Source organism: Aeromonas sp. HMWF015 (assembly GCF_963878965.1).
GTDB lineage: Bacteria > Pseudomonadota > Gammaproteobacteria > Enterobacterales > Aeromonadaceae > Aeromonas > Aeromonas veronii.
In genome coordinates this window covers 1-10,061 of sequence record NZ_CAWNZT010000057.1, presented here as the reverse complement: position 1 = coordinate 10,061, position 10,061 = coordinate 1, and the positions used below count along the sequence as shown (strand labels likewise).

Here is a 10,061-nt window from a genome sequence, read left to right as displayed (position 1 = left end):
CTTCGCTCATCGCTTACTCCGCCAACCGTTCGGCAACCCGCAGCACCGAGCTGCGTGACCGGCTGTTTTCAGATACTTCATGATCAGAAGGCTTGAGTGCCTTGCCGACCGACTTCAATTTGCGACCGCCAGCCAGCTGGGCCTCGGTCAACGGAATGCCGTAAGGCACTTCCGGCCCCTTCTCGTGCTTGCGGATGAAATGCTTTACCAATCGGTCTTCCAGCGAATGGAAGCTAATCACTGACAGACGGCCATGTGGTGCCAGCACTTCCAGTGCACCGTTGAGCGCGGTTTCGATCTCGTCCAGCTCGCTGTTGATATAGATGCGAATGGCCTGGAAACTGCGGGTTGCCGCATGCTTGCCCTTCTCCTTGCTCGGATTGACCCGGGCAATCATCTCCGCCAGTTGACGGGTACGCACATAAGGCTCGGTCACACGGTCATGCACGATGGCACGGGCGATCTTCTTGGCAAAACGCTCCTCACCGAAGGTCTTCAGCACCCAGGCGATGTCATCCACATCGGCCTTGGCCAGCCACTCGGCGGCACTCTGGCCGGAGGTGGGGTCCATCCGCATATCGAGCGGACCATCTTTCATAAAGCTGAAGCCGCGCTCGGCATCATCCAACTGGGGTGAAGAGACCCCCAGATCCAGCAGGAAGCCATCCACCTTGCCCAGCAAACCGCGCTCATCCAGATAGGAGGCGATGCCGGAGAAGGGGCCGTGCACGATTTCGAAACGGGGATCCTGGATCTTGGCGGCCTCGGCGATCGCCTGGGGATCGCGGTCGATAGCGATCAGGCGGCCATTGGGGCCAAGGTGCTGCAGGATCAGACGAGAATGACCACCACGGCCAAAAGTACCGTCGACGTAGACACCGTCCGGCTTGATGGCCAGACCTTCAACGGCTTCGTGCAGCAGCACTGTGATGTGTTCAGCGGCTTGGGTCATTTATAAAGAGAAATCCTGTAGTCGTGGTGAGCTTGCCCAATCGTCCCCGGGCAGACCCAAGATGTCGTCATTGACCTGTTGTTGCCAGCGGGCTTCATCCCACAACTCAAACTTGTTGAGCTGGCCCACCAGCATGATTTTCTTGTCCAGCCCCGCATGGTTGCGCAGTGGCTGACTGAGCAGCAGACGGCCATTGCCATCCAGCTCGCACTCGGTTGCATGTCCCAGCAGCAGTCGCTGCAAACGGCGCTCTTGCGGATTCATGCTGGAGAGAGTCTTGAGCTTGCGCTCGACCTCTTCCCATTCATTCAGGGGATAAAGCAGCAGACAGGGATGGGCAATATCGATGGTGCAGACCAGCTGGCCGTCGCTTTCATCGCGCAGCCAATCACGGAATTTGGTCGGAATTGCCAGCCGCCCTTTACTGTCCAGGCTGATGGCATGAGCGCCACGCAACAAATTGCAGTCCCTGAAGGTGAGTGAGCAGGCAGATTGCCCCTCTAAAAACCACTTTGATCCACTTTTCCCCACCTTGAAGTTTAAGGACGTGCAGGGGGCTTTTCAAGCAAGGAGATGGGACAGAGGGAACATATTGACGCAGCAATTGCATGCTGCGGATTGAGTCGGTTGATTTTCCAAGAGTTATTGCTGAAAAAACAGAAAGTGATTAATAAGCAGTAAGTCGGTGAGCGATCACTATCTGGGCGATATGATGAAACGGAACAATACCACGGCACAGAGCAAAATACTGACACATATCACTGGATAGATGATGTAACCATCTTTCGAACGGCGAGCACGCAGAGACACCAACTGACAAAGCAACAGATTGTAAATAATCAGCAGGGATGTCAGCAGAATATTGGTGGCAAATGTCAGCTCTTGAGCGTAACCAATGTACAAGCCCATCAGAATGAAATTGGCGAGTATCAGATACAGCAAAAACTTCTGAATCGCTTTACCCGAATTTGGGCTCTTTTTTACTCGTGTTATCATGCTTGCTACGTCCTGGATTACACATGATCAGACGACCTTAAATTCAAAAAACTGTTGAGATATATCATGTTTTTATTATTGCGCGATCCTTGCTCAACAATTACCCCATGACCCGGCTCGTTTTTTTGCTAATGAGCGGGATGTTAATGATATCAACATCTTGCCATGCTTATCACAATTATCAGTGGCAAGCTGGTTTCCCTGTCCCAATTCAGGGTAAAGGGGTCGACTTGGTCAGCCAGCAGCAGCAATTCTTGCTGAAGCAGCGCCCATATCTTCAACAACGTCTTGCGGAGACACAGCCCGTTATTCGCTGGGTCGCGGAACAGGTTCACGAACGCAAACTACCGCCTCTGCTTGCCTTTGTCCCTTTACTGGAAAGCAGTTACCGATTGGATGTGGTCTCTGCTGCTGGCGCCGCAGGCCCTTGGCAACTGATGCCAGATACCGCCACCCGATTTGCCATTCCCATCACCAGCGAATTTGATGGACGCTATTCACTGCCATTGGCAACAGAGGCAGCACTCTCCTATTTGGCATGGCTGTATCGCTTCTTTGGCAATGACTGGCTGCTTGCCTTGGCCGCCTATAATGCAGGAGAAGGGCGGGTACTCAATGCGGTTTTAAAAGCGGGGACACGTAATATATGGGAACTGGAGCTTCCGACTGAAACACGTTTTTATGTCGCACGCTTTGTCGCGCTGGCAAGACTACTTGATATGGCTGACAGCTATCAGTTTCAGCTTCCACCATGGGACAGCGGCACTGACTTGCAAATATTCCGTCATCCTGATGGCTGCTCACTGCCTGCGTGGGCTCAAGCGAAGGGAGTATCAATGAATGACGCCAGCCGCTGGAATCCAGCCTGGCAACTCCCTACCGCGCAAGGGATAACCAATTGCCCGATCGTCTATAGCAAGGGCAAGGCCCCCACCGCCAACCGGAAGACAGGGGCGACCTTCATTGTCAAAGCGGTCTCACTGGACAGTCTGCATGATCCCCTGTTGCTGAAAGCTGCCAGGGGGCTTGATATGAGTCGAGGCGAGATCAGGCTGGAACGCTTGCCTGATCCTCTTGGGATTCAGCAGAAGCGGCCGCTGATTGCGGCGCCATGAAACAGTGGCGCCAATGGCTCAGTACCGGAGCCAAATCAACCTCTTCCGGATATGACCAGCGAGCCCCGTAAAAGCAGAGCTGCCGGCCAATGGCGCGACGATGAGTGATGTTGCAATCCAGCGCAATTCGCGGCAACAGGGAGAGCGTCACCGTTTCGGGTAATTCAAATCGAGCCGGAGCAAGGAAACCGACCCCGCCCGGGCCAATATCTTTGATCACTGCGCGGCCGATACTCTTGTCAAACAGCAATCCGGAAATCAGCAATCTGGCCGCAATCCCGCAACTCTGTGACTCGAAAGGCGTTGTTCCATCGTGCAAATACCAGCGAGGTACCTTTCTGCGTGGATCATTGTGCGAGGAATGCAGCGGAAACTCGATCTCAGGGTCGTCCATGGGAAATCATCTCCTTGGCATGGGTGGCTGCCGCTTGCGTTTGGGAGCTGAAAAGTTGCTCCAGATTGGTTTCTGCCTGAGTTGTCATGACCAGCAATTCAATGCGCCGATTACGGCTGCTTTGTGGATTCCGGGTATCTTCCAGCATGGTATCAGCCATAGAGACCACCTGCGCGACCCGATCAGACGGCATGCCGCCCGCTAGCAATACCCGCCTTGCCATCATGGCGCGGTCTGACGAGAGTTCCCAGTTGGTGTAGTTGTCACCCGCAAACGGTGTACTGTCGGTATGGCCAGAAATCATGACCCGATTCTCGATACGCTGGAATATGGGGGCCAGCGCCATCAACATATGGCGAAAGAAAGGGCTAATACGGGCACTGCCGCGGCTATACATTTCCCGATCCGCGTCATCACGGATCAGGATCTGCAATCCTTGGGGAACAATTTGAATCTCGAGGTTATTCTTCGCCTGCATCTGCTCAGCAAGATGGTCGATAAAGCTGGCCAGCTGCTTCATCTGGGCTTCACCTTCAAGCTTGCCTATCAACAGCTTTTCATATCCACCGCCCGGACCGTCAGAAAAAATGCTCTGATTACGGTCCATATGCTTTGGCATCAGCTGACCCTGCTGATCGAACTTGGGGTTCAACTCATCGATCACGGAGGGATTGCCACCGAGATCGACAGGATAGGGGCTGTTGCGAATATCAAACGGGTTGGCCTCACTGTCCATGATGCTGTAGTCCCGCAGGCGGCTGGCAACGACTTCCCGCTCCTCCTGATTGGACACAGCCAGGATCCAGAGCACCATGAAGAACGCCATCATGGCCAACGTGAAGTCGGCAAATGCCACCTTCCAGGCGCCTCCCCCTTTGGGACCGCTGTTACGACGCTGCTGGCGCTTGACGATAATCTGTTCGTGGTTACGCATTACATCGCCCTGTTGGTCACCCAATCTTCCAGTTCAAGGAAGCTTGGTTTGACTTCAGGCTCCAGGATCTTGCGACCCGAATCGACGGCAAGCAGCGGTGTCTTGCCACGCAGCTGGGCAATCAGGATCGACTTGATGCACATCAACAGGCCGATACGGCGCTTGACCATCTCTTCCATGGCATTGCTGATTGGCTCCAGCAAGCAGTAGCAGAGGAAAATACCGATAAAGGTTCCCACCAAAGCGGCCGCCACATGGACACCGATATTACTCAGGGGGCCGTCCAGTTGCTGCATGGTGATAATGATCCCCATCACCGCAGCAAGAATGCCAAAGCCCGGGCAGGCCTCACCGGTTTTGTGCAAGGCATGAGCAGGCTTGAGCATGTCCTCTTCAATGGCCATGATCTCCTGCTCCAGCACGGTATCCAGTTCATGGGGTGTGATCTTGCCCATTCCGAGCAGACGCAGGTTATCGATAATGAAACCAAGCAGTTGGGGATCTTCCGAAATCTGGGGATACATCAAGAAAACCGAGCTCTGCTGGGGATTTTCAATATGCTCGTCGAGCGCCTTCATCCCCTTGTTGCGTGTCTCTTCAAGCAGTTGATGCATCAGAGTCAACAGCTCACGATAGACCTCTTTCTCTTCTTTATTCGCTTTGAAGCACATCTTTATCTGCCGCCACATTTCATGCATCACCTCTTTCGAGTTGCCCAGAAACATGGAGCCTACCGCTGCGCCGATGATGATGATGAGCTCGGCTGGCTGCCACAAGGCTGCGAGGTTTCCCCCGGCCATCATGAAGCCACCCAGCACGCACACTAATATGACGCCGATGCCAATCTGTTTTTGCATGAATGTTCCCGCACGATACAAGAAGGGTCACCAGTAAAGGTGAAGCACTACTATATGGAGTCGACCAATCGCTGCTTTAGCTGAAGTACACATTGCTTGTGCAACTGACAAACCCGGGATTCGGTTAATCCCAGCACCAGCGCGATCTCTTTCATGTTGAGCTCTTGCTGGTAATAGAGGGAAAGCATTAACTGCTCGCGTTTATCCAGAGTGGCCAACACCTTGCTGATGGTCATCGCCATATCGACATCATCAGATTCGGTGGTCGGGGCTTTACCGCCATTCTCCAGCCACTCTTCCAGACTCTGCAGCGCTTCAGCCTGGCTGGCGTAGGACAACTGACGCACCTCATCCACCGAACAGTCGAGCGCAGTAGCAAGTTCTTGCTCTGAGGGGGGGCGCCCCAAACGATTGTGCAGTTCACGCTGCGCCTGATTATGGCCGTGTACCTGCTGTCGCAGTTGGCGGGGTCGCCAGTCCAGACGGCGCAACTCATCGAGCATGGCGCCACGAATCCGTTTGAAGGCATAACTTTCAAACTGGGCATCGGGCTCACTGCCATAACGGCGCCACGCCTCCAGCAATCCCATCATTCCTACCTGCTCCATGTCCTCCTGATCAAAACAGGCGCTGACTTGGCTGCGCAGATGACTGGCGGCTCGCTTCACCAAGGGTAGATAGCGAGCAAGAATTGCGGGTTCTCCCGTGCGAGGAAGTTGCGGAGTATCGGCAAACTCTTGTTGAGCATCCCAAACGGAATCAGTCATATCGTGGCTACTGTACCAGCACCTTGGTGATCAGCACTTCATCAAGATAGGGCTTGTAGCCATATCCCTGTACCGTAGTGACCAGCTTGTCGCGCAGAGAGACCTGCAACTTGGAAATATTCTGTAGTTCGACTTTTACGTCGTCATGGGAGCGGTGACTGAAATACTGCACCATGGCATTGCGGATCAGTGGCGTCAGTTCATCCAGCTTGGCAACCTGCGCCGGGTTGTAGGTCACCAGTGCCAGCTCCAGCACCAGATAATGGGACTGTTCCCCCCCCTCCAGACTGATGACAAAGCGCTCCATCGGCTTGAACAGCGGAGTGCTGCTCAGCTCTGGCTTTGGCTCTGCCAATCCGAGCCAGACTTCGACCACATCGCGTTTAAGCCATGCGCCATAGGCCAGTATGGCCAACAGACACAGAGCCATGACGAATATCATCAACCACTTCATGACACGCCGCATAATGTAAAACCACTCTCACTGTTACGGGTTAAAAATCAGACCAGAGTATTGAGCCAGTCGTGCACCGTATCCCATTGGGAGTCCGGATCATCCTGCCACTGGCGACGGCCAGCCAGGATCTTCTCCTGTTGCCACCGCTCATGCTGTCCCTGTTCACCGCCTTGCCCCACATTGACCTCAACGCCGCCGGCATGATGGGGAGCCAGGCTCATCCGCAAGCGCTCCATCGACTGGATCATCGCATCGCGCACCGCCGGATTGGTCACGTTCAACTGGACATTAAGCCGGTCACCATCGAGCTTGACGGTCAACTCCAGTCGCCCCAGCTCTGGCGGGTCCAGCCGGATATGAGCCTGTTTCACCTGTTGATTGACCTGCAGTTCAACCTTGTCCTGAAGCAGGTTAACCAGCTGCTGTCCCCATTGGCTCTGGTTGTCTGACAGCCGGACAGGAGCCCACTGATAGTCGGCAGGACGCGGCGGTACAGCAGCGAGTTGGCCAACTGCCAGCTGGCGAGCATCTGGCAGCCTGTTTTCTACCACTGCGGTATCAGGCACATTTCCAGCATCGAAACCGGCAGCCATAACCGGCAAGGTGAAGCGGCCGGGCAATACACCGGTTTGCCCATTTGATTTGGCAAGCAAGGTAGAGAGCGCCTGTTCCGCAGCGGCAGAAACCGTCTCACGACGCGGCATCACCTCTTGCTCGGGCAGCGTGGTCGCATTCCCCATCAAGGCACGAAGAGAGGGCGGCAATTTGTTATCCACCACCTGCAAGCCACCGGTGCTACCTTCAGCTCGGGCAAAAGTACGGCTTACACGAAAACCATCCAGATCGGCATCACTCACTCTGACAAAGAGAGGAGGCACATTGGTAAACGCTTGCAGCTGTTCAGCCGGGTCGCCTTCCGCTCCTGATTGTTCGCTCTCTGTTTCGTCTACCGCAACATCACTGGCAATCAACTCGGGCAAGGGCAATGCAACCAGAGGGTCAACCACCTCATCCAGCGGTTGATATAACTCCCCTTCACTGCCGGCTTGGCCGGACAAACGGTTCAAGGCCGTGACATCCGGCGAATTCACCGCATCAAAACCGCTAAATTGAATCAATCCCATTGCTGTATCTCACCATATGCCGTCAACCCTTCACGAATGGCAGACAGTTGTTGCCACTCCTGTTTACAAATTGCGGTCTCCTGTTCGCATAGATGAAAAGCCTGTTGATACTGCACTTGCACCTGCTCAATCGCCGGTCGCAATATCGTCCACAGTTCGGTGTTTTTGCTCACATGAGAGACAAATTGTGCGAAACGACTATCGGTCAAGCGGACGGCGTCCCACTGCCCAGCTTGCGCTTGTTGCAGCAACAGCGAACCCAACCCCAATAGCTGACGCTGGCGAGTCTGCACATCCGCCTCACACAAAGCGGGATTAATCACTGACATGGCAAGCCCCCAAAAAGGATGAACCAGCCCACAAGCAAAGAGTGGGCCAGGTCTATATTTATTAAATTTCAAGGTCTTGATGGAGGGTTATTGCTCTGGGAAAGGAAGCAAAGCTTCCGTATTAACGAGGATGACGCGCCATTGCTTCCCAACCCTCTTTCAGCTCTTGCAGGATTTTGCGCACTTCGGCAAATCCCTCAACACTGTTGGATACGCTGGTTTCGAACAGTTTCTGACCGCAGTAGTCATAAAGACGATGCAGGTTAACTGCCAGATCTCCGCCTTTATCCATGTCGAGAGCGCTATCCAGCCCACCCAGGATCTGCAGACACTTGTTGATGGCCAACCCTTTACGCTCAAACTGTTTCGCCAAGATATGCCCCTCTGCTCTGGCTATCTCGTCAAGCAAGCCATCCATCAACATCAGCACCAACTGATATGGATCGGCACTCGCGGCCTTTGCTTCTGTGGCAGCAAATCGATAGGCATCGTAGCCATCTTCGGATTCAAACATGGGTCACTCGCTGTTGATGATTCAAGATTTAGACGCCCAGGCCAAGGAATTGCTAAACGATTCCATGGTCTGAGTCATCTGATTCATAGTATTGAATTGATTGAGATAACGCTTGTAAACAGACTCCATGCGTTTATCCAATGCCTCCATTTTACCATCAAGTCGCTTTTGATTGGCTTCCAGCGTGCTCTTGTGGGTGGCCATCACACCATTGGTCTTGGAGAAAGGATCGATCACTTTGCTCATCCGCTTGAGCAAACCGTCATCCCCCATCAGAGCCTTACCCAACAGCTCGGGCTCCTTCTCGATGGACTTCTTGAAATCCGTCTCGCTGAAGACCAGCTTGCCTGACTTTTCGGTCTTGATACCAAGCTGACTCAAGGTCATCCCAGCTGGCAGGTTTCGCACCGCATTGGCAAGTGTTCCTTTCAGGCTACGAACCGTCGTATCTGAGGCCAACACCCCTTTTTTCTTGGGGTCGGTGGATGTCTCCTTGTTCAACTGTTCCAGCAGTTCGTTGTAACTATCAACAAACTTTTTCAAGGAGCCGGTGACGGCTTCATTGTCATAACCCACCGTCACCTGCATCGGACCATCGGTTGGCTTTTGCACCTTGGTGAGATCCAGCGTTAACCCTTCCACCACATTTTCAATCTTGTTGGTCGGCGACTTGATCTCCAGCGCATTAGTACCAACCCCCATCTTGATGATGGAGTCCTGACCCGGAGTGATCACCTTTCCGGCGAGAAAAGCCTTGCCAAAATCTGACGCTGGGTCGCCATCATAGACAGGAGTAAACACCTTGGCAGCCCCGCTATCTTTACTGGTCAGCACCAGGTTCACCTTGCCATCCGAGCGGATCAGGCTAGCCTTGACCCCCGGATTATCCGCCGAATCATTGATAGCAGAGACCAGACTCTGGGCTGTCGACCCCGCGAGCAAGGTCGCCAAATCGATAGCAAACGCCTTGCCGCCTATGGTAAACGACACTTTTCCAGTGGTTGGCAATGGTGCCTTTTCATCCGCTAGTTGAACCCCGAACTGATGGGCTTGTGCGAGTTGATTGACCTGAAAGTTATATTGCCCTGGGGTCGCCTTGCCATTGCTGGTCACTGTCATGATGCCTTCCTGAGATAGGCTGGCTTTCTGTGCTTGCAGTGACGCAGGCTTGTTCAAATCCTTCAGCAGAGTTTGGAAGCTGGATAGCTTTGAGTCGATAGAAGCCAGTGAACTTTGCTGCGCTTTGACCGTGGCCATCTGCCCCTTGAGCAACTGGTCCATATTTTTGCGTTCATTGGCCACCATTTGCATCGCAACAGAGGCGGGATCGACCTGCATATATCAGCTCCTGAAAAAATACTGCAACACCTGCATGTTGGAAAAACCAGCTCTCGCCTTTCCAACCGGCAGGCTAACGATAAAACAGGCTGCCACCTGTCGCGGTGGCAGCCCATCATCTATTAACGCAACAGCCCGGTGACCATGCCAGTCATTTCGTTGGACTTGGTCAGTACAGACATGCCAGCTTGCATCAACATCTGGTTCTTGGTCATGTTGGTGCTTTCGGTGGCAAAGTCGGCATCCATGATGCGACCCTTGGCGATATCGGTGTTCTCTTTCAT

Annotated in this window: 13 protein-coding genes; 1 reads left to right on the top strand and 12 read right to left on the bottom strand. The window is 53.6% G+C overall.

What is annotated here, in order from left to right; genetic code table 11:
* Nucleotides 1-13: 13 nt before the first annotated feature.
* Both rsmH and mraZ read right to left on the bottom strand, forming a co-directional pair.
* On the bottom strand, nucleotides 14-952 hold the full coding sequence (gene rsmH / locus AACS18_RS02690) for a 16S rRNA (cytosine(1402)-N(4))-methyltransferase RsmH (RefSeq protein WP_005336168.1): 939 nt from the start codon (nucleotides 950-952) through the stop codon (nucleotides 14-16).
* Complete coding sequence (gene mraZ, locus AACS18_RS02685) at nucleotides 953-1,411, bottom strand: division/cell wall cluster transcriptional repressor MraZ (protein ID WP_013723406.1); 459 nt, start codon at nucleotides 1,409-1,411, stop codon at nucleotides 953-955.
* Between the two features lie 644 nt (nucleotides 1,412-2,055).
* On the opposite strand from mraZ, the gene AACS18_RS02680 reads away from it, so the two are divergent.
* A complete protein-coding gene (locus AACS18_RS02680) occupies nucleotides 2,056-3,063 on the top strand; it encodes a lytic transglycosylase domain-containing protein (protein ID WP_258228828.1) in 1,008 nt (335 codons plus the stop codon).
* Here the strand turns inward: AACS18_RS02680 and AACS18_RS02675 are convergent.
* From AACS18_RS02675 to AACS18_RS02630, 10 genes are all read right to left on the bottom strand, one after another.
* On the bottom strand, nucleotides 2,996-3,457 hold the full coding sequence (locus tag AACS18_RS02675; RefSeq protein ID WP_108613632.1) for a hypothetical protein: 462 nt from the start codon (nucleotides 3,455-3,457) through the stop codon (nucleotides 2,996-2,998). The genes AACS18_RS02680 and AACS18_RS02675 overlap by 68 nt on opposite strands.
* On the bottom strand, nucleotides 3,444-4,391 hold the full coding sequence (gene lafU, locus AACS18_RS02670; RefSeq protein WP_108613631.1) for a lateral flagellar motor protein LafU: 948 nt from the start codon (nucleotides 4,389-4,391) through the stop codon (nucleotides 3,444-3,446). Before lafU ends, AACS18_RS02675 begins: the two co-directional genes overlap by 14 nt.
* Nucleotides 4,391-5,248, bottom strand: a complete 858-nt coding sequence (lafT, locus tag AACS18_RS02665; protein WP_019444796.1) for a lateral flagellar motor stator protein LafT — start codon at nucleotides 5,246-5,248, stop codon at nucleotides 4,391-4,393. The genes lafU and lafT overlap by 1 nt, the downstream gene beginning before the upstream one ends.
* Before the next feature lie 50 nt (nucleotides 5,249-5,298).
* Nucleotides 5,299-6,015, bottom strand: a complete 717-nt coding sequence (lafS, locus tag AACS18_RS02660; protein WP_108613630.1) for a lateral flagellar system RNA polymerase sigma factor LafS — start codon at nucleotides 6,013-6,015, stop codon at nucleotides 5,299-5,301.
* A gap of 7 nt (nucleotides 6,016-6,022) precedes the next feature.
* Nucleotides 6,023-6,445 (bottom strand): lateral flagellar basal body-associated protein LafF, encoded by a 423-nt coding sequence (lafF, locus tag AACS18_RS02655; protein WP_269428984.1) that lies wholly within the window; start codon nucleotides 6,443-6,445, stop codon nucleotides 6,023-6,025.
* A 71-nt stretch (nucleotides 6,446-6,516) separates the two neighbouring features.
* Entirely contained in the window at nucleotides 6,517-7,596 is a 1,080-nt protein-coding gene (locus AACS18_RS02650) for a flagellar hook-length control protein FliK (protein WP_108613629.1), read from the bottom strand.
* Nucleotides 7,587-7,925 carry a LafX gene (locus AACS18_RS02645; RefSeq protein WP_108613628.1) on the bottom strand — a complete coding sequence of 113 codons (339 nt, stop codon included), beginning with the start codon at nucleotides 7,923-7,925 and terminating at the stop codon, nucleotides 7,587-7,589. The genes AACS18_RS02650 and AACS18_RS02645 overlap by 10 nt, the downstream gene beginning before the upstream one ends.
* Before the next feature lie 121 nt (nucleotides 7,926-8,046).
* A complete protein-coding gene (gene lafC / locus AACS18_RS02640) occupies nucleotides 8,047-8,439 on the bottom strand; it encodes a lateral flagellar export chaperone LafC (RefSeq protein ID WP_108613627.1) in 393 nt (130 codons plus the stop codon).
* 21 nt (nucleotides 8,440-8,460) lie between these two features.
* The gene (gene lafB, locus AACS18_RS02635; protein WP_108613626.1) at nucleotides 8,461-9,777 is read right to left on the bottom strand and encodes a lateral flagellar capping protein LafB; all 1,317 of its coding nucleotides are present in this window, start codon (nucleotides 9,775-9,777) and stop codon (nucleotides 8,461-8,463) included.
* A gap of 122 nt (nucleotides 9,778-9,899) precedes the next feature.
* Nucleotides 9,900-10,061: flagellin (locus AACS18_RS02630; RefSeq protein ID WP_258228829.1), on the bottom strand; the 162-nt coding region annotated here is incomplete at its 5' end.

What these genes read in the sequence shown, in the direction of transcription:
- lafB (WP_108613626.1), bottom strand. Translation starts at nt 9,777, where the DNA reads ATGCAGGTCGATCCCGCCTCTGTTGCGATGCAAATGGTGGCCAATGAA.
- lafT (WP_019444796.1), bottom strand. Translation starts at nt 5,248, where the DNA reads ATGCAAAAACAGATTGGCATCGGCGTCATATTAGTGTGCGTGCTGGGT.
- lafS (WP_108613630.1), bottom strand. Translation starts at nt 6,015, where the DNA reads ATGACTGATTCCGTTTGGGATGCTCAACAAGAGTTTGCCGATACTCCG.
- lafC (WP_108613627.1), bottom strand. Translation starts at nt 8,439, where the DNA reads ATGTTTGAATCCGAAGATGGCTACGATGCCTATCGATTTGCTGCCACA.
- rsmH (WP_005336168.1), bottom strand. Translation starts at nt 952, where the DNA reads ATGACCCAAGCCGCTGAACACATCACAGTGCTGCTGCACGAAGCCGTT.
- AACS18_RS02645 (WP_108613628.1), bottom strand. Translation starts at nt 7,925, where the DNA reads ATGTCAGTGATTAATCCCGCTTTGTGTGAGGCGGATGTGCAGACTCGC.
- lafU (WP_108613631.1), bottom strand. Translation starts at nt 4,391, where the DNA reads ATGCGTAACCACGAACAGATTATCGTCAAGCGCCAGCAGCGTCGTAAC.
- lafF (WP_269428984.1), bottom strand. Translation starts at nt 6,445, where the DNA reads ATGGCTCTGTGTCTGTTGGCCATACTGGCCTATGGCGCATGGCTTAAA.
- AACS18_RS02675 (WP_108613632.1), bottom strand. Translation starts at nt 3,457, where the DNA reads ATGGACGACCCTGAGATCGAGTTTCCGCTGCATTCCTCGCACAATGAT.
- AACS18_RS02650 (WP_108613629.1), bottom strand. Translation starts at nt 7,596, where the DNA reads ATGGGATTGATTCAATTTAGCGGTTTTGATGCGGTGAATTCGCCGGAT.
- AACS18_RS02680 (WP_258228828.1), top strand. Translation starts at nt 2,056, where the DNA reads ATGACCCGGCTCGTTTTTTTGCTAATGAGCGGGATGTTAATGATATCA.